Consider the following 24960-nt stretch of genomic DNA (forward strand, 5'->3'; position numbering starts at 1 on the left):
CAGTGCTTGCTCCCTTTCATGGCAGTGATCTCGGCCAGCTCGTATCCGACATCGTCTCAGCCTATGTCGCCAATCACACGGTCGACGCGGTGGAGGTCCCAGCCCTTGTCCGGGCCGTTCAGAATTCTTTTGCAACGCTCAGTGCAACCCCAGCTGAAGTGGAGGCCCAAGCGCCCCAACCGGCGGTCCCTATCAAAAAGAGCGTCTTTCCGGATTATATCGTTTGCCTGGAGGACGGTAAGAAACTCAAAATGCTCAAGAGGCATTTAAAGACGGCCTATAATATGGAGCCGGATGAGTATCGGGCAAAATGGGGGCTGCCGCCGAGCTATCCTATTGTCGCACCCAATTACGCTCTGCACCGGTCATCGCTCGCCAAGAAAAGTGGTTTGGGCACGACCCCGCGATTTATTGCAGATAACGGGGAATCCGGTACTCAGAAAATCAAATCAGGGCGCCGTGGTGCAAAGGCGTAACAGTGCCCCGTTATATAACCCGCGTTGCCGCATCAGCCGTTGGCGGCACCATCGCATGCACGGCAGCCTTGATGGCATTATCCGCAAGGCGAACCGGCAGTGTTTGGCCCGGCCTTAACTGTACGGCTCACTGGTTCAAGGGGGACCGGGCGGCAAAGGTAAGGACTCCGGACCTCAGCCATACCGCCGTCGGTTTCATGACTAACGTTGCCGCAACCATGTTCTGGGCCGCACTCTACGAAGGGGCCCTGGGCGCAGGACATCTCACAGAATGGAAATTTCCGATCGTGAGCGCCGCGCTTGGCCCCATTGCTGCAGCTGCCGACTATAGGGCGACACCGAAGCGGTTCACGCCAGGCTGGGAACTCGTCTTCACCAAGCGTGAGATGGCGTTGATCTACGGCGCACTCGCGATTGGCATGGCGTCCGGCTCGGCGGCCGTAAGACTAGCAGGCAAGTCACGATCAAAATTTCCGAAAGGCCTATAACCGCTGCAGCGCCACGTATCCGCGTCTCAGATCGGATATCTATTCTTCCGGCTCAGACGTGAACAGTATCGGGTAGCCGTTCCCGCGCGCGGCGTCGATGGCGCTCCCAACCTTCGCCTCGGCATTATCCTTGAAGCCGCTCATCGAGAATTACATTGTCTTTGCTAACGCCCTGTTGCGTGATGATCGGATCTGGTCGCCAAAATCTACTTGCCCATAACGGATACTCTAGCGATTAGATTGAAGAGTTTCAGAACCTGCAAAGTAATAAAGAGTGTCCGATCCACCCGGCGCATAATAAAGTTTGCCCGCCAGATTTACCCTTCCAACGGCCTGTACGGGGTAAGAAAGTCAAGACAAGCGTAAAGAAACCGACCGTGACCCATGGATGAGGAGTATGACGCATGACGGTTCACGTGACCCAACTCTATCGGTACCCGGTCAAGGGGCTCTCTGCACAGCCTGTGGCAACACTGGATCTGAGTGTGGCCAATGGTGTCGCTCATGACAGGACTTATGCGCTCGCCTTGGGAAGCACACGATTTGAGCGAGAGAAGGCAGAGCCCTTGGATAAGGGACATTTTCTCATGCTACGAGCAAACGAGATTTTGGCTCAATTACAAAGTCATTTCGACGAAACTCGCTCAACTCTGACGGTGTCCCAAAATGGTCAGGTCGTTTTGGAAGCCAGCCTTCAATCGGCAGACGGGCGATCCACTGTCGAAGCCTTTTTTACAGACTTCGTGGGTGCAGCTGCTCAGGGTAACATTCGCGTTGCCGAGGCGCCGAGCCATAAGTTTACCGATGTGAGTGTTGTCTCCCCCACGATGATGCGTGCCCTGTCTGTCATAAATCTATCGACCGTCCGGGAACTGGAAACGGTCGTCGGTCAGGAAATTCATCCACTGCGCTTCCGCGCGAACGTTTATATTGACGGTCTCGACGCACGCGCCGAGCTTGATTGGGTGGATCGCGATGTGATCATTGGCGCCACCCGCTTTCGTGGCGCGTTGCGCACGCGACGCTGCGCGGCCATTGACGTGAATCCAAGAACGGCGGTGCGCGACACTCATCTGCCTAAAGCGATCTTTCGTCATTTCGGCCATCCGGATCTTGGTGTATATTTAGAGATAGTGGAGAACGGGAATCTGGCGGTCGGGGACCAGGTCCATTTCCGGCATGGTATATTGCCATTTCACTCTGTCTAACAAATAAGCACCAGAAAATTAAGGGATAGAGTCCTTGAAATATCATAGTCTGGCTTTCGTATTGACCTTGGGCATTGTGGCAGTCGGTGCCGGGTCGGTGCAGGCGCAAACATCCCAGAGAACTCGAGGGACGGTGACCTCGGTCAAGGGGGATGTTGCGCAGGTTACAACTCACCAAGGTGCCATAATCTCGATCGATCTAACTACCGACACAAAATTCGCGGATGTCACCTACGCGAAGATAACGGACATCAAACCAGGAAGTTTTGTGGGCACCGCAGCAGTACCGCAGTCGGACGGAACTTTAAAAGCGCTCGAAGTTCACGTCTTCGCATCTGCTCTCCGGGGTTCTGGAGAGGGCAATCGCGCCTGGCAAGGCGATGGCCGGACAGGTTCGATGACCAACGGAACGGTCGGCGACTTGGTCGTAGCAAATGGCCGAACGATGACGGTCAGCTATCACGGTGGCCAGAAGAAAATCGTGGTACCCCCAGATGTGCCAATCGTCTTCATCGATAGCGCATCGCGCCTCGAGTTTGTGAAGGGACAACACATCATCGTCTTTGGTCATAAAGGCGGTGATGGGAATCTGACTGCCGACCGCATTCTCATCGGTCGCGACGGTCTTGTGCCGCCCATGTGACGAGAAAGAGCCCTTACTGGGGGCCCTTTTCCCAATTAGCGTTGGCAATCGGTCACATCAGCTTGTCCAAGGTCAGCGGCAAATCCCTAACGCGTTTGCCGGTTGCATTGAAAACGGCATTGGCAACGGCCGCAGCGGTGCCCGTTATGCCAATTTCACCGATGCCATGCGCCCCCATGGGCGTGTGTGGGTCTGGGATATCGTTCCAGATCACATCAATTTCGGGGACGTCCATATGCGCAGGCACATGATACTCGGCCAGGCTGGGGTTCATGATGCGGCCGTTCCGCTCATCGAACTGCGTCTCCTCCATCAGGGCGAGGCCGAGGCCCATGATGATGCCGCCACGGAACTGGCTGGCCGCCGTCTTGGCGTTCAGGATGCGCCCGCAGTCGAATGACCCGAGGAAACGACTGATGCGTGTCTCGCCGGTGACGGCATTGACACGCGCCTCACAGAACATGGCGCCATAGGAATGCATCGACCAGTTCTGCAGCTCCATCGGCGGCGGCGCATCTTCCTGGACGACAATCTCGTCCCGCCCCGCACGCCCCATAATGGATGCGTAGCTCTCGGACCTTGCGAGGTCCGCCAGCGCGACGAGGCCGCCATTGAAGCCACCGACTTCCTCGGGCCTGAGGCCGGCGAGCGGAGACGCGTTGCCCGCTAGGATCAGAAGTTGCGCGAACAAGGCGTGTTGCGCCGCGACGATGGCCGCGCCGATCGAGGCCGACTGCTGAGAGCCGCCAGCCAGAACGGCTCCGGGCATTTTTGAATCGCCGTAGCCAAAGGTCACCTGATCAAGGGGAAGTCCCAAGCGGTCGGCCGTAACCTGGGAATGCGCCGTCGCCGTGCCCATACCCATCTCGTGGGCCGCTATCTCCACACGGGCATGGCCATCTTTTCTGAGCGTGATCCGTGCGGCGCCACCTGGCATCCGGTAATAGGGATAGGTGCCGGTGGCACAGCCCATCCCAATTAGCCATTCGCCCTGCCGCACCGATCCCGGCTTGGCGTTCCGCTTTGCCCAGCCAAACCGCTGAGCACCCGTTCTCCAGGCTTCCACGATGTTCCGCGACGAGAAGGGCTTTCCTTCGGTCGGATGCTTGTCGGGCTCGTTCAGGATCCGAATCTCAACCGGGTCGATGCCAAGCTTGTCCGCCAGTTCATCCAAGGCGCATTCCAGGCCAAAGGTGCCGACAGCCTCGCCCGGCGCGCGCATGAAGGTATTGGCCAGCATATCCATTTGCGCGACTTCCACATGCAGCTTAAAGGCGTCAGCCGCATAAGCGCCCCGTGTCGCCAGGATGAACGGCTCCGGTAGGGCGTTCTGGTGTGACATAGCGACCACGCCCGTATGAATGATCGCCTTTAGGCGGCCGTCCTTGTCGGCACCCAGGGCGACGCGTTGCTCGGTCTGCGAACGCCCGCCGACCATCCGGTAGACGCCCTCCCGCGACAAGGTGATGCGAACGGGTCGACCGGCAAGCTTGGACGCCGCAGCGCCCAGCACCTGATGCTGCCAAAGGGTTTTGGATCCAAATCCGCCACCAACATAAGGTGAGGTGACATGAACCTGGCTCTCGTCGATGCCAAAGACCGAGCTGAGAGACCAAGCGGTATGAACGACGGCTTGGGACGCGTCATGGACAAGCAGGGCATCACCGTCCCAGGCGACCGTGGCGGCGTGGGGCTCGATCGCGTTGTGGCTGTGGCGAGGAGTGCTGTACTGCGCATCGATTGATACCGGCACCTGTGTCAGCGCCGCTTCTGCGTCTCCGATCTCGAGCTTGAGTGGGCCACCGCCGAACTCTCCTGTTTTGGTTCCCCGGCGCTTAGCCTCCTTGAAATTCGTAACCGAAGGTTCGGCTTTGAAGGTCGCGTGGACAAGCGACGAGGCAAAGTCCGCCTGCTCCTGGGTCTCAGCCAAAACCAGAGCGATCGGCTGGCCATTCCAGTGAACCCGGTCATCCTGCATGATCGGCAGATTGTCGCCGCCGGCGGCCTTTTCAGCGGTCATGAACAGGGGCATGGGCTTCATGCGCGGCGCGTTTTTATAGGTCATGACCAAAACCACGCCGGGAGCCGCTTCAGCGGCCGAGGTGTCCAAGGTCTCGATGCGGCCCTTGGCAATGGTGCTGAAGGCCAAGGCGGCATAGGTCAGCCCCTCCTTCACGAACTCGGCCGCGAAGGTCGCCTTGCCCTGCACCTTCAGCGGGCCGTCGATCCGGGAGACCGATGTGCCGACAAGGCCATGCTTGTGCCGGATCAAGGGGTCTGGATTATCGCCTTGCCCCCATTGATTGGCAGCCAGCCCAACGGCTGTTCCCGGATGACCGGCGTTGCTGACCGCGCTCATGACTGATCTCCCGCCAGGCTGGTCATCAAGGCCGCCACGGTACGGATGGCAAGCTCCACCTTGAAGCCGTTGCCGCTGAGTGGGGTTGCATGCGCGAGTTCCGCCTCTGCCGCTTTGCGGAATGTCGCTTCGGTCGCCGGTGCGCCGAGAAGGGCATTCTCCGCTTTTTTGGCGCGCCAAGGCTTCGGCGCCACGCCGCCGAATGCCAAGCGGACGCCCGTGACCTTGCCGTCTTCCACCGCCAGGATGGCAGCGACTGACACAAGGGCAAAGGCGTAGCTCGCCCGATCCCGAACTTTCCGGTAGGTCGACCTGCCTCCAACAAGGGGAGAAGGCAATTCGATCGCCGTAATCAGTTCACCGGGCAGCAGTACCGTCTCCTTCCCAGGGTCATTGTCTGGAAGGAGATGGAGATCGACCAGTGGTATTACGCGGGCGCCTGTAGGGCCTTGCAGATGAACCAGCGCGTCGAGCGCGGCTAGCGCCACGCACATGTCTGAAGGATGCGTCGCGACACAGGACGAAGACGCGCCGAGAATGGCATGATTGCGGTTGAAACCATCGATGGCGTCACAGCCCTGGCCAAGGCTCCGCTTATTACAGCGGGATCCCTCGGTGTCGTAGAAATAGGCGCAGCGAGTTCGCTGCAGAATATTTCCACCAACCGTTGCCATATTCCGGATTTGTGCCGAAGCACCTGCGACGATCGACCGCGTCAGCATGGGATAATGCGAAAGCACCAGACGATGCTCGGCTAGAGCCGTGTTTTTGGCGGCGGCACCGATCAGCAATCCACCATCGGCAGTGGGCGTGATCGCCGAAGAAAGACCAGTGACGTCGATAAGCGACGACGGCTGTTCAATGGTTTCGCGGAGAAGATCGACCAGATTGGTGCCGCCGCCGAGATACTTGGCCTGCGCCATTGCACCGAACTGGACTGCTGATGCCGTGTCGCTGGCACGAGAATAGGTGAAGGGGGTCATGCTGCGGCCTCCCTGCTATCCGTCCGGTCTCCCTGTATCGCATGAACCTCGGCAATGGCAGCCACGATGCCGTTATGGGCACCACACCGGCACAAATTGCCGCTCATGCGCTCACGGATTTCCTCTGGCGTCAGAGCGACGCCGTCGTCGTCGAAATCTTCCGTGATGACGCTCGGCACGCCGCGGTCAAATTCCGCGGCCATGCCAAGCGCGGAGCAAATCTGCCCTGGCGTGCAAAAGCCACACTGAAAGCCATCATGCTCGATAAAGGCCTTTTGCAAGGGGTGGAGACCGTTGTCTCCGGCCAGCCCCTCGACGGTCATGACATGCCGCCCTTCGCATTGGACTGCGAGCGTCAGACAGGAGAGGACGCGTTGGCCATCGACCAATACCGTGCAGGCGCCACAGGCACCCTGGTTGCAACCCTTCTTGGCGCCGAAGAGATGAAGGTCTTCACGCAGCAGGTCTAGAAGCGATACGCGGGGATCATGGGGCAATTCGGCCTCATTACCGTTAACCGTGATCGGCATGGTGCTACCTTTCAGCGTGTTCAAAGTGACGTTGCTTAACCCGGACGGGTGCGGTTGCGTTTGGAAGCGGCTCTTTGACCTCTAGCTGGTGTGTCTTGGCCGGATGCGAAGCTTTGGATGCACATCGTTCTTCATAATGGGCGACGACTTGGCTCAAAATCGACAAGGCAAGCGTTTGAGGATCGCGAGCCCCCGGAATTAGCCCGATCGGACCAAGGATCGAAGCGAGCTTTTCTTGTCCAACACCTTGAAGCCTCAGGTTTTCGATCCGGCGTTTATGGGTCGCTTGGCTTCCCATTGCGCCGATCAGCAAAAAATCCTGGTCCAGCGCTTGGATCAGAAGGTCACTCTCCCACGCGTGATCATGGAACAAAAAGACCGCCGCACTGAACGGATCACCAATGAGGTGGTCAGAACGACCTTGCCTTTGCAAAGGCTGAGCATTCACGCTCAGCAGGCCCGCTTCAGCGACGACAGCGTCATCCGGGCTGATGACGACGACGTCCGCGCCAAACGCCACAGCGAGACGCGCAAGACAGATCGTCTCCGCCCCGTGGCCCAGGATAACAAGGCGCAGGTCAGGCCGGTGAACAGCCCGGAAAGTCTCGCCGAGCCAGCCCGTCGTGGATTCAAGATCTGCTCCGAGGGCCACAGGTTCCGTTCGGCTGAGCTGCAAGGAAACAGTTTCTCGGCGTTCCAACCTGGAAATCGTTTCCGCTAGCACTGCGATTGGCGGGTTTGGCACGATGAGAATGTCCATCGCGCCCCCACATGGCAGACGGATATCGATGTAGGGGGAGCCCGTGCCAAACCGTATGGTCGAGGTTTCCACTGCCTTAATGGCCTCCAAAGCCTCGCGGATAGCGGCAGCTTCAACACATCCGCCCGACAAGGAACCCACCGACGCCCCCGTTGAGCTCACGGCTAGGTGTGTTCCGGGCGACCGGGCAGTATGACCGATCACATTGGTGATGGTCATGAGAGCCGTGCCCTCTCCGCGACCAGTGGCCTCGGAGAGGAAGCGCAGGATTTGAATAGTGTTCTTCAATGTGTTGCCATTCGAAGTGAAAGGCTCGCCATAACTATCTTTTGTACAGGCCTTTTTTGAAAAAACGAATGACCGGCCAATTCATTCTCTATTTGGCATATGGGTCTCTCATGCGCTGCGCCAAGAACGAGGTTTATCGATCATCTTGCGCATCAAAGGAGATGCCGAATACCCAAGCGACAATCTAGAATCGTTCTATGATCAGTGCGGGTGCTTTGTCCCCGCTGAAAATAAGGGGAAGCCCGCGCCGCTCATTTAGGACCCCGGTGCCGCTTTTGGTTCCGGTGATTGCCGCGCTTTGCTAATTTGCTGAGGCATTACCTGACCCTGGCGGGCGCTGAACTGGCCAATAAGGTAATTGGCCACGGCCGACAGTTCCTCGTCCGTATAGGCACCTGTAAAAGGATGCATGAACATCAGCCCCTTGTCGGTTTCGATCTGGCTGCCGTTGGTCAGCACCTGCACGACGTTGTTGCCCGTCACGTCACCTGTGCTGTGCGACCCGCCAAGTGCCGCCCAAGGCGACTGCCGTCCTGTTCCATTCGGGAGATGGCAGCCCGCACAGGCGCGGATGAAGATATGCTCACCCAAAGCCGCCGTCGTGAGAGGGGTGATAGTCGCGGGCACGACCTCAGGTCCGTCATCCCGCGCTGGAACGGTGCGAAGGTAGGTAACGATCGCCGAGATGTCTTCCGGCTTGAGATATTGCAGGCTATCTTCAACGGCCTCAGCCATCGGGCCGGACGCAGGTCCATGGCCAGGAGCCTGGCCGGTCGACAGAAACTCTTTGAGCGATGCGTCTGACCACGCGCCAATGCCGTGCACCGGGTCGCTGGTCAGATTGTAAGCGAGCCAACCCGCCTGGATGGCCCCTGCGAATTCCCGACTACTTTTCGCCTGCATGAAGTTGCGCGGCGTGTGGCATTCGGCGCAATGGCCAAGCGCCTCTACCAGATAGGCGCCTCTGTTCCATTCGGCTGATTTTGAAGAGTCCGGCTCAAACCGTGCATCCGGATTGTTGATGAGGTTCCAAAATACCATCAACCAACGCTGGTTGAACGGAAATCCAAAATTGTTGGGTTTCGTCGGCGCATGAACGGGAGGCAGGCTGAAAAGGTAGGCCTTGATCGCCCGCGCGTCGTCGTCGCTCATTTTGGTGTAGGAGGGATAAGGCATGGCCGGATACAGGTGCTGGCCTTCCCGGCCGATGCCACGATGAAGCACCCGGAGAAACTGCGCGTCGGTATATTGCCCGATGCCGGTATCCTTATCCGGCGTAATATTGGGCGAGTACAGGTCGCCAAACGGCAGTTGGAACTGGCGCCCACCAGCAAAGGGCGTGCCGCCGGGCGCTGTATGACAGGCTTCGCAATCCGCCGCGCGCGTCAGGTATTGGCCTTGCTGGACAAGGTCGGACGGTGACGCCGCCCAAGCGCCAAACGGCGAGGCTATCGTCAGCAATGAGGCGAGGAGGAAGAGTCTCATGACGACACCAGCTGGCCAGTGCCAAAGGGTATGCGGCGAAGCCGCTTTCCGGTGGCGGCACATATCGCGTTCGCCAGCGCCGGAGCCGCTGCGACCGTTCCGGTTTCCCCAATGCCGCCAATCTCACCCTCGGGGTTGTGGACGATATGCACCTCGACTTTCGGTGCCTCGTCGATGCGCAGGATCCGGTAATCGTGGAAGTTGCTCTGATCAACGCGGCCATTGGTCAGGGTAATCTCGCTGTAGAGCGCCATGCTGAGGCCGAAGATGAGGCCGCCCTGGACTTGCGCCGCCAAAGTGTCGGGGTTGACGACCGGGCCGCAATCAACCGCAACATCTGCTTTGATGAGTTGCACCTCATTGTCGCTGCCGACTTCGATCTCCAGCACCGTCGCCATATAGGTCTGGAAGGCAAATTGGAGCGCGATACCACGCCCTCGACCGGCGGGAAGTTTTTCGTTCCAATTCGACTTTTCGGCTGCAAGGTCCAGAACCGCCAACGCGCGGGGATTTTTCGTCAGAAGTTTCCGGCGAAAGGTTATGGGATCCTGTTTCGCGGCTGCCGCCAATTCATCCATGAAGCTTTCGATGACGAAGACATTGTGGGTGGGTCCCACGCCGCGCCACCAGAGCGCTTGGCTCCGACCGGACCCAGGCGACCTGATGCGCCGGGAACTCATAGGGCGTGTCCGCTGACCCCTCGACCGTGTCGGGGTCAAGCTTGCCACCCTCCGCCATCCCGGGCGGAGCCCATCTCGCCATGACCGATGACCCGGTGGTGCGGTGGGACCAGCCCGTCACATTGCCGGAGGCATCGAGACCTGCCGAGACCTTGTCATAATAGTAAGGCCGGTAGAGGTCGTGCTGAATGTCCTCCTCGCGCGTCCAGATAAGCTTGACCGGGTAAGGGACATGTTTGGCGATGCGCGCGGCCTGGGTCACGCTGTCGACATCGAGACGGCGCCCGAAAGCTCCGCCCATGAACTGATTGTAGACTTTGACGCTTTCCTGCGGCAGCCCGGTTTCCTTCGCGACCGTCATCTGGGCACGAACCGGCACCTGGGTGCCGACCCAAACGTCGGCGCCATCAGGACGAACGTGAATAGTGGTGTTGATGGGCTCCATTGGGGCATGAGCCAGGAAGGGGAGCTGGTAGACGGCATCCAGCTTCGTCGCCGCCCCCTTTATTGCCCCATCGGCATCGCCGAGCTTCTTCGCAATGAAACCGTCCTGCTCAGAATCCCGCGCAAGATGGGCGATCAGGCTTTGCGTGTCGGCATGGGCATTTGGACCGTCATCCCAGACGGGATTCGCCGCCTGCAGGCCTTTCATCGCGGCCCACATATGGTCGCCGATCACGGCAACGACGTCGTCTAGCTGGACCACATCGCGGACGCCAGTAACCGCCCGTGCGGCTTTCTCATCAATCCTGACCAGCTTGCCCCCCAGCACGGGGCTTGCAGCCACCGTGCCGATCTTCATGCCAGGAACCTGGATGTCCATGCCGTAGATGGACGTACCGTTGACCTTCGCCGGTGTGTCGATTCGGCGCGGCGAGGTGCCAATCAGTTTGAATTCTGACGCCGGTTTGAGCGCGACATGCGTCGGCAAGGGCTGCTTGGCGGCATCGTTTGCGAGGTCGCCATAGCTGAGGGTCTGCCCGGCCGGACCATGAACGGCGGCCCGTTCAGCCTTACAGGTCGAGGGATCGACCTGCCACTTTGCCGCAGCGGCGCCGATGAGCATCATGCGGGCGGCGGCTCCCGCCTCCCGCAGCGGCTTCCAACTCCCGCGAATGGAGGCAGAGCCACCAGTCGCCTGCTCGCCCAGAAGAGGGTCCGTGTAAAGCCTGAGGTTGGGCGGAGCCGCTTCGACCTCGATCTGGTCCATACCGACCTCGAGCTCCTCGGCGAGGAGTGTCGAGGCGCCAGTATAAATCCCCTGGCCGCACTCCGTATTGCGCATGATGAAGGTAATGACCCCCTTGGGGTCGATCCGGATGAAAGCATTTGGCTCGAAATCGCCGTCGAAATCCGGCGGCGGCATCGGGGTAGCGCGGGTCAAAAACTGGGCAGCGCTGGCCGTGGCGTTGAGGTGCAGCCCGATCAGGAGACCGCCTCCTGCCGCAAGGCTTGCCTTGAGCAGGCCACGGCGTGACAGCGTCTTGGGCGCCAACGCGTTCATCTCAGGCCTCCGCCGCTGCGTGAATGGCCGCCCGGATGCGGACATAGGTCGCACACCGGCAAATATTTCCAGCCATCGCCACGTCGATATCAGCGTCCGTCGGCTTTGGCGTCGCGTCGAGCAGCGCGGTCGCGGCCATGATCTGCCCAGACTGGCAATAGCCACACTGGACAACCTCATGATTGAGCCAGGCTCTCTGGATCTTGGCGCCGCTCGGCGTCTCGCCTACGGCCTCGATGGTCGTGATCGGCTGGCCAGCCACGCTCGATGCCGGAAGCAAGCAGGAGCGGACAGCATTGCCGCCCACATGGACCGTGCAGGCGCCGCATTGGGCAATTCCACAACCGAACTTCGTGCCTGTCATACCCAGGACATCGCGCAATACCCAAAGCAACGGCATGTCGGGCGGGACGTCAACCTGATGAGCCTGGCCGTTGATCAGAAGCTGAAACATGGCTGTTTGCCTCGATTTGGAGCGACCGTAGAAACAATCCGGTCTTTATAGGCTTCGACAAAATCAGCATGTGCCAAAATAAGGAATGACGCCAGACCACATAACATCTATCGGAATTTGAAATTTATTTGCGAATAGTTCTGAATCTCATCGACAGGCACAAAAATTTGGGAGTCTGCTTGTAGACACAGTGAAAGTCTCCAATGCCTCATCATGCTTTGTGGACAGCAGCTGACAGGGTTCCAGCGGCGGCAAGCAGAACCACAACAGTCCAAGGGGGCGCTTTCCAAACCGTGAGGAGTAGGAAACCAGCCGTCGCAAGCCCAACGTCTTCCGGCGTGACGACGGCATTGACCCACACTGGACTGTAGAGTGCAGCGCCAAGAATACCGACCACGGCCGCGTTTGCGCCGCGCATCACGTTTGTGTGGTTGGACGTGAGCGCAGCTTGTCCCAAAACGGCAACATTCCATGCACAAGGAGCAAGCCCGGCAAAAATATTGCGACAAGCGCGACAATTGCCCCGGCGATCCCATTGGGTTGATGAGTCGTGGCCGCGCCTAGATAAGCGGCAAATGTAAAGAGTGGGCCCGGCATAGCTTGAGCAAATCCATATTCGGTTAAAAAGGCATAGTTTGTCACCCAGCCGGATTCAACAACCGCAGAATGGAGCAAGGGTAGAACGACATGACCTTCATGAAAAACCAGCGCACCGGAACGGTAAAATGCGTCGAAGAAAGACAGCACCTGAATGTCATTCGCGGACGATAGAAATGGCACAATCACGAAACAGCAAAAAACAAACCAAGAGCGAGGCCACCGCCCTGCCGCGAAACCGGAAATTTCAGTTGACCTGCCGCGGGAGCCACACCGTCGCGACACAAGTAAGATCCGGCCAAGGCTCCACAGACTATGGCGGCTATTTGGCCGAAGGCACTGTCAAATGTGACAACAATTGCTATGGCCACCAGCGCAATCCCGGCACGGGTGCGGTCCGGCGTATCGCTGCGCGCCATGCCCCAGACAGCTTGTGCGACCACAGCAACTGCCACGAGGGGGATGCGGATAAAAACTTGGACTGCCTAGGAGGTAGTCTATGTATTCGTATAAAGACAGGCTTCAGGCAGCTGAGCTTTACATCAAGCTCGGCGCTCCCAGTCCCCTTGAATATCGACAGAGTCTTGGCATTAGAGTTAAAAAATAGTCCAAGTTTTTATCTGCATCCCCTATTTTAGCCTTCCCGGGTCAGCTCTCGGTTCTTTCGCATAAAGCGTGCAAGAAATTCCATCGCATCGAAGCCGATATTATTATTCTGTATAAGCTTTCGGGGCTGAGCGCGGGTGCTTTAGTGCGAAGCGCTTAAGGCGGCCCTTTGGAACAGAAATCCTGTTGCAGCATCTGAGAGAGTTAAAAAACAGGGATCGCAACCTGCACGCTTTATGCGGAAGAGCCCAGCTCTCAGTGAAACTCGACAACTATCGCGCCTATATTCCCAAGAGCCGAAAAATAGCATGTCTGTAGTGGACCGCCCGCAGCGTGAGTGCCATGAGTTTTGACTCAAATTTTCCAACGCTTAAGCAGATGATAATCGGACGTGAGAGGCCAGACTGGAGCAGACGCGCATCCAACGAATGGCATCCAAAATGGTGTCCGTTCTGAAGCCAACCGTTAGCGCGCTGCGGCGTTCGGAAACTGGTATTGTTGCACAAATGTCAGCTAAGAAGGCGCTGGTAAGGTCGAACTCAATATCGCAGGGCTCGGCTATCCGATAAGGTTTAATTTGATCTGATTCTTTGACTGCTTTGTCGGCCGCCGCGCGAATAAGCGATTGTGCAGCCTTGGGCGATAAAGCCCGCGCGGCCCGCTGACCTAAAGCATATTTCACACAGGCGAATTGGGCTGCGGGGAAAAGGCTACCGCAGGTACGCTCCGTCACATCATCACCCGAGAGCATGATGATGGGCACGCCCATGGCACCCGCATAGGCGCCATAGATCATGGCCTCCGACGCAGCTACCCCGTTTAATCGGATGGCCGCAAAGGCAAAGTCGCTCGTTGTATGCGCGAGAACGCCAAAATCGGCAGCGCCCGCATGGTAGCCGAGGCAGATGACACCAGAGTAAGTGTGGTCCAGGCCTGCAAACATGCCTGCGTGCTTAATATTACCACGGATCAGTTCAGCGCGCGGATCGAGCAGATCGGGCAGGATATTGGTCATAGGACCGTGGCTATCATTAACCAGAACTTCGGTCGCACCACCGGCGAAGGCACCCGCAATGGCGGCATTCGCCTCCATCGTCATCAGCCGGCGTGCTTCTTCGTATTCGACATTGCCCGGTCGCTGATGCTGCGGAATGACGACGCCAGCAACGCCCTCGATGTCGGCTGAAATGTAGATTTTCATGCATGCAATTCCAGAGCGATGGTGTCAGGACAAATGGCTACCGAGCATGCAGCACACAGCCACCCAACGGTTTGCGTCGCTGACGGTCTCTGCTGTGAAGCCAACCGTTAGGGCCGAACGGCGCTGAGCTAGGGGAATAGTTTCACAGAGGTCGGCTAGGACAGCACTCGTTAAGTCCAGTTCAAGTGTGCATGGCTCGGAGACCGTAAAGGGCTTGATGTGGGCTACCTGGCGAACCGCACGTTCGGCCGCATTTTGGATACGTGTCCGCGCCATTTGTGGAGAGAGCGCTTTCGCTGCCCGCTGCCCCAAGGCGGTTTTCACGGTGACGATTTCGGCGCCTGGAAACAAGGTGCCGCAGCTGCGCGCTGTCACGTCGTCACCGGACAGAAGAATAACCGGCACGCCCATGGCACCTGCATAAGCACCGAAAAGCATTGCTTCGGATGCGACGAGGCCATTCAACCGGACAGCGCTGAAATCCCTCGTGCTATAAGTATGGGCCAAGACACCATAGTCGGCCGCCACCGCGTGATAGCCGACGCACATCACGCCAGCGTAGGTATCATCAAGCCCTGCGAACATGCTGCCAGGCTTAATCTGGCCACGGATGAGTTCCGCCCGTTGATCCAGCAGATCTGGGATGAGATTGACCATCGGACCATGACTGTCATTGACCAACACTTCGCTCGCGCCGCCAGCAAAGGCACCAGCGATCGCCGCATTCGCCTCTTCCGTCATCAGGCGGCGGGAATCCTCGTATTCCAAATTTCCGGGCTGCCCCTGCTTTGGAACGACAACCCCGGCCACGCCCTCGATATCAACGGAAATGAAGATCTTCATGAGAGAACGTCCTCTTACGTCGTAGACGATTACAGAGCGAGCGAGGCTTCGTCGTTAAATCGCTGCCACATCGCGGCATAACCAGTGTGGCTAAAGCCGTAGCTTTTAGCTTCCAATCTTTCGATCCACCGCTCTGTCGCAAGCGTTGCCGTCTGCCAACTCCAGGCGACGTAGTCTTGCTTTAGCCTTTCGGACGCAGTCCGCGCAGATGCGGCTTCAGCATGAAATTGGCGCTCCAAAGCATCGAACTCATTTCGGATTTCTGGCTTGATAGCCTTGTAATGTGCCATTGCCCGGCGATGCAGACGTTCGTGCCGCCACCACAGGGTCTCGGCGGTATCGGTGCCGCTCGGCTGCAGGCCGACCTCCGGCAAAGGAATGCCAAAAAAGAGCGGCTTGAAGATCGACAGATCGGTAGCAGAGGTTCCTGTCATCCAAACGACGACGCTATCGGGCCGTGTCTCGGCGATCATGGCACCTGTCGCGTGCCAAAAGCGAGATGGTGTCGGGCCTGCGTGCATGCATACGCGCACAGAGCGCTCATCCATGGTGACGTCATAAGCGTCTTCATCGCCGACATCGCGCAACACGGCCGCCATGTCATGCATTGTGATCCGACCGCGCTTCCCGGCCAGAAGCCCCGCCGCACAGCTTTCACGCTCGTTCGCCCCGGCATCGTGTTCCTTCTTCGGATCGGCAAACATTGCGCGGAAATCCGCCTTCGGACCAATAGCGGGTAAGGACGAGAGATCCCAATCTGTCGTGATCTGATAGCGGTTCAAGATCGCCTCGGTGCTTTTCGCACGTCGTGCCGCCCAATGCTTGCCGGCGCAATTCACGACCCACGCCTCAGTCCTATCGGATATAAGAAAGCCACTGTCGAACCTGAAATTGCCCATCATCTGGACATTTCCGCCCTGGCCGTAGGCCTCGACATGTGCACCGATGACATTGACGGCTTCGAGTGCCGTCGCTCCGCGCTCCAGCCCCAGACGCAACAGGTCGAGAATAATGACGCCATCCTTCTCGGCGCTTTGGTTACTGAAAGCGGCCTCATTGCCGATGGCGACGCCGTGCTCGTTACAGCCGATTTCTCCTCCCCATGCCCAGAAAGAGCGGTCCAAAATCACTTCGTGCGTGTGACGCGCTTGGGGGATGGTCAGATGGCTGACGCGAACAGCCGCACCGGTGCCATAGTTTCGGGCGGGGAAATGCAGGATCTGCTGGGCCTCATTCACCTCCGTATCGGCGTTCTTCGCGAGGAGCATTGCGCCGTCGGCGGTTGTCTCGGGTAACGCGACGATCGTGTCACACATGGCGCGCTTTTCCTGTCTTGGCCCTATTGAAGCTGAGCGTTCATTGTCTCAGCCGCGAAGTGGCAGGCGGCCCAACGACCACCTGGCAGCGTCACGCGCGGCGGCGATGTCTCGCACATCCCTTGCGCGTCCGGACAACGGGTGCGGAACGGACAACCGGATGGAGGGTTGACCGGGCTAGGCGGTTCGCCGGCGAGCGGCGTCTCGTCGCTCTGCGCCAAGGTAGGGTCAGCGCGTGGGATGGAGGCCAGAAGCGCCCGCGTATAGGGATGGGCGGGTCGCGCGAAGACCTGTGAGGTCGGACCGTTCTCGACCATGGTGCCGAGATACATCACGCCCACCGTCTCGCACAGATATTCGATGACGCCGAGATCGTGCGAGATGAACAGCAAGGTCAGACCCAGATCTCGTCTCAGATCATCCAGCAAATTGAGCACCTGGGCGCGGACCGAGACGTCGAGGCCGGAGACTGCCTCATCCGCCACCAAAAGCTTCGGCCGCACCGATAACGCGCGCGCAATACCCACGCGCTGGCGCTGTCCGCCGGAAAGCTCTGACGGATAACGGCCGGCGGCGGACGACGGCAGACCGACCCGCTCCAACAGGCGCGCAACCTCATGCTCCACTTGATCGGCCGGCACGATACCGTGCAGGCGAAGCGGCTCGGCAATCGCCCGCCCAATGCGCATACGCGGGTTGAGCGAAGAATAGGGATCCTGGAAGACCATCTGCATCTGGCGACGCAAAGCGCGGCGGGTGGCAGGATCGACCTTGGTCACATCCTGCCCGTCAAACCGAATGGCGCCGTCGTCGACGGGGAGCAGACCAAGCACCAGGCGGCCGAGCGTCGTCTTGCCGCAACCGGACTCGCCCACCAGCCCGAAGCTTTCACCGCGTGCGACGGTAAAGGTCACGCCCTGCGCTGCCTGCACCCAGTGCTGTGGCTGGCCCATAAAGCCCGCGACCAGAGATCGGCGCAGTGGAAAGTATTTATCCAGTCCAATGACCGATAGAAGCGGTTGCTCAGCCATGGGGGACCTCCGCATGAGCGCGAGCGGGATGAAAACAAGCGAAGCCGCCACCACCTGCATCGGGCGTCCAGCCCGGTGCCACCGCCTCACAATCGGTCTGCCGGTTCGGGCAGCGGGCTGCGAAGCTACAGCCTGACGGGCGGTGCGCCGGATCGGGCGGCATCCCCGCAATGGGATGCAGCGGGTGACCGGCGCGTGAGCCACGCGGAATCGAGTTGAGCAGGGCGACGGTGTAAGGGTGGCGCGGATTCTCGAAGATGCGGCGGATAGGCGCTTCCTCTACGATACGGCCTGAATACATCACGGCCACGCGGTCACAGGTTTGCGCGACGACACCCAGATCATGCGTGACAAGGACCAGTGCCATCCCGAGGCGCGAACGGAGGTCGGACAGCAGGCGCAAAATCTGCGCCTGGATCGTCACGTCAAGCGCGGTCGTCGGCTCGTCAGCCAAAAGCAGGCGCGGGGAGGCAATCAGCGCAATGGCTATGGCGGCGCGTTGTCTTTGGCCGCCTGACAATTCGTGCGGATAGGACGCCGCGATGCGTGCGGGGTCCGGAAGACCGACAAGGCGCATAGCTTCCAGCATGCGGGCATGACGGTCTGCCGCAGACAACTGGCCGTGGTAGCGCAAGCCTTCGGCAATCTGGCGGCCGACGGTAAGGACAGGATTGAGGGCGGTCAGCGGGTCCTGAAACACCATGCCGATGCCGGCACCTCGGATCGATTGCAGCGCGCTTTCTTTGGCCTGGGCCAGGTCCACACCATCAAAGCGGACCGCCCCCCGGGTAATGCGCGCCTTGCCTGTCAGCAACCGGATGATGGCGCGGATCGTAGTGCTTTTACCACAGCCGGATTCGCCCACGATGCCGTAGCTCTCGCCGGCGCGGACGGTGAAGGAGACATCCTCGACCAGCGCCACAGTGTTGCTGCCTCGTGGAATGCCGATGCCGAGATGATCGACGGTCAGAAGATCAACCATGCTCAAGCGCGCCCCAGTTCTGGCCGCAAAGCATCGGCCAGCCCGTCACCCAGCAGGCTGAGTGAGACTGCGAGCAGCACGATGGCAAGGCCCGGAAACCCGCTGATCCAGGGTGCCTGGCTGACGAAACTATAGCCGTCCGCGATGATCAGCCCCCATTCAGGCAAGGGCGGTTGTGCGCCAAGACCGAGCCAGCCGAGCGAGCTGCCGAGGAAGATGTCCAGCACGGCGTCCGAGGTCGCGTAGACCGCGGCCTGGACGATGACATTGGGCAGGATGTGGTGGGCGAGGATCCGGGTATTCCCAAAGCCTAGCAGTCGCGCGGCCTGCACGTAATCCGCCTGTTTCACCACCAGAATTTCGGCGCGGGTGATGCGGGCGTAGCTGACCCAGCCGACCGCTGCGACCGCGATATACATGTTTTTGAGGCCGGGCCCGAGTACTGCCACGATAGCAATGACCGCGACAAAAAAGGGAAAGGCGACGGCGATATCGACCAGACGCATGGAAATGGCGTCGGTCAGTTTGCCGAAATAGCCGGCGACCAAGCCGACTGTGGTGCCGATGACGAAAGCAGGGACGACACAGAAGAGCGCGATTTGAAGATCCGTGCGGGTGCCATAGATGACGCGGGTGAACACGCCACGACCAAGGTTGTCTGTTCCGAACGGGAAGGCGAGGCTCGGCGGGTGCAATGAATGCATCAGGTCCATAGCTGTCGGGTCACCCGGCAGCAGCATGGGACCGAAGACTGCCACAAGCACCCAGCCCATCATCAGGCCAAGGCCCAGTTTAAGATTGCGCGGCCAATGCTTCATCCGATCTCGCTCCGCCGCACGCGAGGATCAAGCATGATCTGGCCAAGATCAGTGATGAGATAAATCAGCACGACGATGATGCCAAACATCAGCGTGACCATCTGAATGGTGGGGTAATCCCTTGTGCCGATCGAACTGATCATGAGTTGACCGAGGCCCGGCACGGCGAAGACGTTTTCAACCAGCACGGTATTGCCGACCAGGAAACCGATATTCAGGCCGAGAACATGGAGCGCGGGTAGTATCGCGACGCGGAGCGCATGGCTGAGCAGGACAGCACGGGCGGGCAGTCCCTTGGCGCGCGCGGTATCGATAAAGCCAGCACCGAGCGCTTCGCCAAGACTTGTGCGCAGGGCGCGCATCACCAAGGGCGCGACATTCAATGCGCAAGTCAATGCTGGCAAAAAGAGGTTATAGAGCCGCGCGCCCCAGGTATTGCCGTAGCCAGCAATCGGAAAAAGATGAAAGGTCACGGACAGCAGAAGAATGAGGATGAAACCAGTCCAATAGCTGGGTAGGCCAAGGCCTGCCGTTGCCACCACGCGCAGAACATGATCGGCACCGCGCCCTTGTTGGGTTGCGGCTAAAATGCCTGCTGGGATGGCAATGACGAGGGAGATAATGGTGCTGTAGAGGAGCAAGACTAGGGTCGGCACCATGCGGCCAAGTACAAGCTGTGCGACCGGTTGGCCATAGTAGTAAGAAATACCAAAATCGCCTTGTACCAGGCTTCTGAGATAAAGCAGATATTGCATACCGATACCGCGATCGAGCCCTAATCTGGCCCGGACCGCGGCCATCAGAACCGGCGTTGCATGAATGCCCAAAATGGCCCTTGCCGGGTCACCTGGAATAAGCCTCACAAGAAGAAAAACCGCGAGGGTTATGCCAAGCGCCACCGGGATCATGAGCAATAGACGACGGACGATATAAGTCAGCATGCTTGCTGCCCTGCGCTTGTAAAGCGGACCGCTTTATCGCGACTGGAACTCGTCATGCCCGCTTGCCGTCTAAGCGCGACAGCAAGCAGTTGAGCAAGGCCTTCTAAAAGCAACAACTTTCTCAGCTCTTCCAGACATCTTCCAACCAATAATTGCCGGTCGGAAGCACTCGGAAGCCATGCACGTTATCGCGCATCGCGGTGATGGCGGGTGTCCAATAAAGCCAAAGGTAGGGTGCATCCGCGAAGACCTGCCGCTGCATGTCCAGATAGATGCCGCGACGCTTGGCTTCATCAAGTTCGCCTAAGGCAGCAGTCGCCAATTGATCGACCTTCGGGTTGTTATAGAACGTCCAGACAGAGTCGCTACCTTCATCGCCCGCTCCAGCGAAGGCGACAAGTTCACAAGGATCGAAGATATCACTGGTCATATAGCCTTGCGCCATCTCGTACTGGCCGGCACTCGTCTGAGCGAAGACCGTATTACCTTCTTCAGGCTGAATGCTGATTTTGATACCGAGCGGAAGAAGCATTTGCTGTACGATCTGAGCGACCTGGGCAAAGATAGTATCGCCGCTATTGATGAGACATTTTACGGTGAAGCCAGTCGGCATACTGCTTGCCGCCATCAGCTCCTTGGCCTTAGCAAGATCGTAAGGGTAGGGCTTGTCCGTCACATCAGCCATAAACATTTTTGGAAGGAATGTCGTTGGCACTTCGCCATAGCCGAACAAAACCGCCTTGATGATAGCTTCCTTGTCGACGGCATAGTTGATGGCCTGCCTAATCTTCACATCCTGGAATACTGGCAGCTTTTCATTGAATTGGATCCAGTCGATGCGAGTATACGGCACGATTTGTATATCGAGGCCGGACGCATGCTTGAGCTTGTCCACTTGATTAAACGGCACCTGGGTGCCGATGTCGATTTCTCCCGACTGAGCCTTAAGCATGCGGACGTTGTCGTCTGCGACGATAGATAGAACCACACCATCCAAATAGGGGCGGTTGGGATCCCAGAAATGCGGATTCCGGCCGAATGTGACGCTGTCGCCCTTCTTCCACTCGGTGAGCAAGAACGGACCAGAGCCGATCGGCTTATCGGCAAATACATTCACGCCAACCTTGTTGAAATAGGCCTTTGGCACAATCGCTGCGCCGTGCAGCGAGGCAGCTGCTAAAAAGGGCGCCCAATCCTGCTGCAACTTGAAAATGATGGTATGCACATCCGGCGTTTCCATCGTCAGCTTCGGAAAGAGGGAGCCCCACGGCGAATCCTTGTCGTATACCGTTCTGCCGAAGGAGAAGGCCACATCTTCGGAGGTTACCGGCGTACCGTCAGAGAAGGTCGCTTTTGGATTGAGATGAAACGTATAGGTGCGCTTATCGTCCGATATATCCCAGCTGGTAGCTAGATCGGGCACGACGCCATCGCCAGACGGATTGGTGCGGACAAGCAACTGGAAGATAAGCAATTTTGCCCAGATCGACATGTTGTCGGATGGGACAACGGGCTCGAACGACACGACATCCGCGATCCGCGCCATTGTGAGGATGCCACCTCGTTTAGGAGTATCATCGGCGCGCGCTATTGGGCTGAGGCCTACACTTGCCAAAGTTGTCGCGGCTAAGCCAAGCGCAGAACTTTGTAGCAGTCGGCGACGGGAGAGTGCCATCGGTCGTGAGAAGCCATTGAAATACGTCATGGGCTTTGTCCTCGCAATGCAAAATGGGACGCCAGTGGTATGCGATGCAGATGCGTCGAAACAATTCTGTGGCCAATTCCGAACCGCGGAGAAGTTTCTGTCAAGAAAATTTGTTTTTGACAAAAATTTCATCACACTGATCGAGACTCAGGCAAAGAAAGAGAGATCGGGAATAAGGAAGACCAGCCATTTTTAGATCTTAGCGGAAAATTATGAGTAGAATCTAAGCACATCGTCGCAAGCCCGCGGTTTTGGTATTAATGAGTTGACCGTGCTCAATCGTTGAAATCAGGTGCCGGATATGTTTTCTACCTAGAAAGATGCTAGCGGCCATTTGAGACGGCCGTTCATTTATCTCTCGAGGAATGCCTTATGTCGGTGTCCACACTGACCGAGACCATCGGCCGAACCCTAGCGGAGCTCCGACTGAGCCGCGGCTGGACTTTGAAGAAGCTCAGTGAGGCGACGGGCGTCAGCGTCCCAGTGTTGTCTAAGATCGAAAACAATCAGACCGGCATTTCTTTTGAGACAGCGATGAAGATTATGGGGTCGCTTTCACTTTCTTTGGATGACCTCACGGCAGAGAAGCCTGAGCTTCCGCACATAAGCGGCCGGCGGGCGGTAAACCCTGCCGGATCCGCTTTAACGATCCCTTCAATGGGCCGCAGTTACGAATTATTTGCGACCGAACTTCGCCAAAAGCGAATGGTGCCGATGATCACGACCGTTAATAACCACAGCGCCGAAGAATGGGGCCCATTCAGCCGTCATGACGGCGAAGAATGGATGTATGTGTTGGACGGCAGCATCGAGTTACACACTGAGTTGTATGCGCCCCTGGTGATGAAACAAGGAGATAGCGTGTACATTGACTCAGGCATGGGTCATGCAATGGTCGCGCTCAGCGAGTTACCAGCGCGCGTTCTTTCGGTTTATGCTGGTGCAGGCGAGCCCTTTGGCACGCCGAACTCTGACAAATAGTTTGATGTGTTGCTTTGCAGCGCTTTTTGCCCATTCCCGCTTGTCCAAAAGATTTAGCGAAGGAAGTATTCGACTCCCAATTTCTATAACTCGTCTCGGAATCAGGTATTAAGACTGTTGCAAGGTGTCAAGTCTTGCTCGCTGGGGTCTAGTGGGAAGAAGCCCTATTGGATAGATGGACGTTAACCAGAGCTATCAGCAAGCCATTTCTATGACTACGTTCTTTCAGCGGAATGCTACGCCATCCGCCTGTTTCTGGGCATGATCGGACAAGCTTACGAATTGCGGCGTGTGGACGTTCATCCGGGTCGCGAACATCGGGAACCTCCTTTCCTGGCGATCAATCCGGCCGGCGAAATTCCCGTGATCGAGGATGGGGATTTCCGGATCGCCGATCAGGGCGCCATTCTCACCTATCTGGCGTGCACCTATGACGGCAGCGGGCAATGGTGCGCCGATGATGCGCAGACGCTGAGCCGCATCGTTTATTGGCTGAGCTTCGCCAGCGGCCCCTTGGCGGCCCTGCGGCGCTTGCGGGACCGGGATCTTTTCGCGATCCCGGGGAATGACGCGGCTTTGCAGGAGACGGCGAGCCAGGCGCTGCTCCTGCTGGAAGACAGCCTGTCCGCGATCGAGATCGCGGGCGGCGGCTGGTTTGCGGGTGGCAAGCCGAGCATCGCGGACGTCGCTATCTTTCCCGCCGTAGCCCTCTGCACGGAAGCGGGCTTTACTTTCGAGACAATGCCTGCCGTGTGGCGCTGGACAGAACGTTTCAAGCGTCTGCCGAATTTCTCGGTTATGCCTGGTATCTTGCCCGTTCTAATTATAACGGACGTTGGTGGTGTTCAGGGTTGATTAAATAAAAATTATCAAATTGGTTGCTTTCGAGGCATCTCATATTCAGTCAGCTTAGGAATTGCTCCTCAGATGTTCCCGACCTCCATTTGGTGAAAGTCGTATTTAGCATAAAGGTAATGGCGAGGATGTTAACGATTCAATGTAGAAACAATATAGAGGTGTCACCCTCTGCAAATTAGAAATGTCACTGCCTTTCGGTTCTGAGCGTCCGGAGCAATACCAATTCTGCAAAACTCTCAGAGTTTTGTTGCCTTAAGATTGTCAGCGAAAGTGTAGTATTTTGTTATTGCCAAACCTCAGTGTCTCTGCTGATCGCGCGTGCGAATAGAGCTATCTCAGGTAGGAAACCCAGTTCGGATGTTGGGATATAGGATACTGAGTATTCAAGCGGACTGATACTGGGGCGCTCAGACAAAACCTTCATGGTCTTCGCTTCGATCCCTTCTTTGAACAGACCAGGCGGCAACAGGCTTACGCCCACCCCCTTGCGAACAAGGGAAGCGACAACGCTGACATTCCCGCAATAGCTGATACGTCGTGGCCGCACCCCGGCGTTCCGGAACCAGTTCTGCATGACGGAAGACACGCTGGCATCGTCAGGCGATGCAATGATGGGGACATCCACCAGATCCGACGGTTCGATCGTGTTGTCACTTGCCATCAAATTCGGATGAGACATCCAACTCAGCGGGTAGGAACCGAGAGATTGAGTGATCGCCTCGGGCAGCACGACAGGACCAGGAAGAAGTGCGATGTCTACACGTCGCGCTGCGAGTTTTTTGACGAGACGAGCGGAGAGATCTACATCCAATTCAACACTGATGGCCGGATATCGGTTGCCGACGCGTTCCAGCAATTTGTCCAGCCACGTGAGGGCGATGACCTCACTCACGCCCACGCGCATGGTGCCGCTGACACCCAGATCCTGGGCCGCTGCAGCTTTCAGCGCCGCAAAGTCAGCGACCATACGTTCAGCAACCTGAAGGCAGCGCCGGCCGCTTAATGTCAAGACCACCTGTGCTTTTTCTCGCCGAAACAGGGCAGAGCCTAGTTCCTGCTCCAATTCATTGATGCGCCGCGTGATCGCAGGTTGCGTCAGCCGAAGATGCCGGGCAGCCGCGCTGAAGCTTCCCAAACGGGTGATCCACAGAAGGGTTTCCAGGCTACGAATGTTCACGGCATACCATAACAAAGACGCATGACCATCCATGAACCGATTTTTC

At 57.9% G+C, this 24960-nt stretch carries 23 protein-coding genes and 1 pseudogene; 6 read left to right on the forward strand and 18 right to left on the reverse strand.

The genetic code is table 11. The annotated features are described in order from the left end of the window. Positions 1–2: 2 nt before the first annotated feature. The 3 genes from ASILVAE211_RS23295 (at position 3) to ASILVAE211_RS23305 (ending at position 2815) form a co-directional block, all read left to right on the forward strand. On the forward strand, positions 3–476 hold the full coding sequence (locus ASILVAE211_RS23295) for a MucR family transcriptional regulator (protein ID WP_227323763.1): 474 nt from the start codon (positions 3–5) through the stop codon (positions 474–476). A gap of 892 nt (positions 477–1368) precedes the next feature. Then, positions 1369–2172, forward strand: a complete 804-nt coding sequence (locus ASILVAE211_RS23300; protein WP_227323764.1) for an MOSC domain-containing protein — start codon at positions 1369–1371, stop codon at positions 2170–2172. A 34-nt stretch (positions 2173–2206) separates the two neighbouring features. Continuing rightward, the gene (locus tag ASILVAE211_RS23305) at positions 2207–2815 is read left to right on the forward strand and encodes a DUF5666 domain-containing protein (protein WP_227323765.1); all 609 of its coding nucleotides are present in this window, start codon (positions 2207–2209) and stop codon (positions 2813–2815) included. A gap of 52 nt (positions 2816–2867) precedes the next feature. Here ASILVAE211_RS23305 and ASILVAE211_RS23310 read toward each other — a convergent pair whose 3' ends face one another. The 17 genes from ASILVAE211_RS23310 to ASILVAE211_RS23390 form a co-directional block, all read right to left on the reverse strand. Beyond that, entirely contained in the window at positions 2868–5174 is a 2307-nt protein-coding gene (locus ASILVAE211_RS23310; RefSeq protein WP_227323766.1) for a xanthine dehydrogenase family protein molybdopterin-binding subunit, read from the reverse strand. Beyond that, positions 5171–6157: an FAD binding domain-containing protein gene (locus ASILVAE211_RS23315; RefSeq protein ID WP_227323767.1), complete on the reverse strand. Its 987-nt coding sequence runs from the start codon at positions 6155–6157 to the stop codon at positions 5171–5173. Before ASILVAE211_RS23315 ends, ASILVAE211_RS23310 begins: the two co-directional genes overlap by 4 nt. Further along, positions 6154–6687 carry a (2Fe-2S)-binding protein gene (locus ASILVAE211_RS23320; RefSeq protein ID WP_227323768.1) on the reverse strand — a complete coding sequence of 178 codons (534 nt, stop codon included), beginning with the start codon at positions 6685–6687 and terminating at the stop codon, positions 6154–6156. Before ASILVAE211_RS23320 ends, ASILVAE211_RS23315 begins: the two co-directional genes overlap by 4 nt. Before the next feature lie 4 nt (positions 6688–6691). Further along, positions 6692–7735: an XdhC family protein gene (locus ASILVAE211_RS23325; protein ID WP_227323769.1), complete on the reverse strand. Its 1044-nt coding sequence runs from the start codon at positions 7733–7735 to the stop codon at positions 6692–6694. 255 nt (positions 7736–7990) lie between these two features. Next, positions 7991–9220: a c-type cytochrome gene (locus tag ASILVAE211_RS23330; protein WP_227323770.1), complete on the reverse strand. Its 1230-nt coding sequence runs from the start codon at positions 9218–9220 to the stop codon at positions 7991–7993. After that, positions 9217–9798, reverse strand: a complete 582-nt coding sequence (locus tag ASILVAE211_RS23335; protein WP_264479078.1) for a molybdopterin cofactor-binding domain-containing protein — start codon at positions 9796–9798, stop codon at positions 9217–9219. Before ASILVAE211_RS23335 ends, ASILVAE211_RS23330 begins: the two co-directional genes overlap by 4 nt. Beyond that, positions 9791–11395, reverse strand: coding sequence for a xanthine dehydrogenase family protein molybdopterin-binding subunit (locus tag ASILVAE211_RS23340; protein ID WP_264479079.1), 1605 nt, complete (start codon positions 11393–11395; stop codon positions 9791–9793). The genes ASILVAE211_RS23335 and ASILVAE211_RS23340 overlap by 8 nt, the downstream gene beginning before the upstream one ends. A 10-nt stretch (positions 11396–11405) precedes the next feature. Beyond that, a complete protein-coding gene (locus tag ASILVAE211_RS23345) occupies positions 11406–11858 on the reverse strand; it encodes a (2Fe-2S)-binding protein (RefSeq protein ID WP_227323771.1) in 453 nt (150 codons plus the stop codon). A 417-nt stretch (positions 11859–12275) separates the two neighbouring features. After that, positions 12276–12605 carry a chromate transporter gene (locus tag ASILVAE211_RS23350; RefSeq protein ID WP_227323772.1) on the reverse strand — a complete coding sequence of 110 codons (330 nt, stop codon included), beginning with the start codon at positions 12603–12605 and terminating at the stop codon, positions 12276–12278. An 826-nt stretch (positions 12606–13431) separates the two neighbouring features. Further along, positions 13432–14262, reverse strand: coding sequence for a M55 family metallopeptidase (locus ASILVAE211_RS23355; protein ID WP_227323773.1), 831 nt, complete (start codon positions 14260–14262; stop codon positions 13432–13434). 24 nt (positions 14263–14286) lie between these two features. Beyond that, the gene (locus tag ASILVAE211_RS23360; protein WP_227323774.1) at positions 14287–15105 is read right to left on the reverse strand and encodes a M55 family metallopeptidase; all 819 of its coding nucleotides are present in this window, start codon (positions 15103–15105) and stop codon (positions 14287–14289) included. Between the two features lie 29 nt (positions 15106–15134). After that, the gene (locus ASILVAE211_RS23365; RefSeq protein ID WP_227323775.1) at positions 15135–16421 is read right to left on the reverse strand and encodes a C69 family dipeptidase; all 1287 of its coding nucleotides are present in this window, start codon (positions 16419–16421) and stop codon (positions 15135–15137) included. Between the two features lie 23 nt (positions 16422–16444). Continuing rightward, positions 16445–17452 (reverse strand): ABC transporter ATP-binding protein, encoded by a 1008-nt coding sequence (locus ASILVAE211_RS23370; RefSeq protein ID WP_227323776.1) that lies wholly within the window; start codon positions 17450–17452, stop codon positions 16445–16447. Further along, on the reverse strand, positions 17445–18434 hold the full coding sequence (locus ASILVAE211_RS23375; RefSeq protein WP_227323777.1) for an ABC transporter ATP-binding protein: 990 nt from the start codon (positions 18432–18434) through the stop codon (positions 17445–17447). Before ASILVAE211_RS23375 ends, ASILVAE211_RS23370 begins: the two co-directional genes overlap by 8 nt. Before the next feature lie 2 nt (positions 18435–18436). Further along, positions 18437–19252, reverse strand: coding sequence for an ABC transporter permease (locus ASILVAE211_RS23380; protein ID WP_227323778.1), 816 nt, complete (start codon positions 19250–19252; stop codon positions 18437–18439). Then, positions 19249–20193: an ABC transporter permease gene (locus ASILVAE211_RS23385; RefSeq protein WP_227323779.1), complete on the reverse strand. Its 945-nt coding sequence runs from the start codon at positions 20191–20193 to the stop codon at positions 19249–19251. The genes ASILVAE211_RS23380 and ASILVAE211_RS23385 overlap by 4 nt, the downstream gene beginning before the upstream one ends. Before the next feature lie 121 nt (positions 20194–20314). Continuing rightward, complete coding sequence (locus ASILVAE211_RS23390; protein ID WP_227323780.1) at positions 20315–21898, reverse strand: ABC transporter substrate-binding protein; 1584 nt, start codon at positions 21896–21898, stop codon at positions 20315–20317. A 372-nt stretch (positions 21899–22270) separates the two neighbouring features. Between ASILVAE211_RS23390 and ASILVAE211_RS23395 the strand changes: the two genes are divergently transcribed. The 3 genes and pseudogenes from ASILVAE211_RS23395 (at position 22271) to ASILVAE211_RS26210 (ending at position 23734) form a co-directional block, all read left to right on the forward strand. Further along, positions 22271–22879 (forward strand): helix-turn-helix domain-containing protein, encoded by a 609-nt coding sequence (locus ASILVAE211_RS23395; RefSeq protein ID WP_227323781.1) that lies wholly within the window; start codon positions 22271–22273, stop codon positions 22877–22879. Between the two features lie 216 nt (positions 22880–23095). Then, positions 23096–23308 (forward strand): annotated as a pseudogene (locus ASILVAE211_RS26205) (glutathione S-transferase N-terminal domain-containing protein); the annotation flags it as partial. A gap of 147 nt (positions 23309–23455) precedes the next feature. Continuing rightward, complete coding sequence (locus ASILVAE211_RS26210; protein WP_264479082.1) at positions 23456–23734, forward strand: glutathione S-transferase C-terminal domain-containing protein; 279 nt, start codon at positions 23456–23458, stop codon at positions 23732–23734. Positions 23735–24020: 286 nt separating this feature from the next. Here ASILVAE211_RS26210 and ASILVAE211_RS23405 read toward each other — a convergent pair whose 3' ends face one another. Further along, complete coding sequence (locus ASILVAE211_RS23405; protein ID WP_227323782.1) at positions 24021–24947, reverse strand: LysR family transcriptional regulator; 927 nt, start codon at positions 24945–24947, stop codon at positions 24021–24023. Positions 24948–24960 lie beyond the last annotated feature (13 nt).

It is taken from the genome of Acidisoma silvae, assembly GCF_020618775.1.
GTDB lineage: Bacteria > Pseudomonadota > Alphaproteobacteria > Acetobacterales > Acetobacteraceae > Acidisoma > Acidisoma silvae.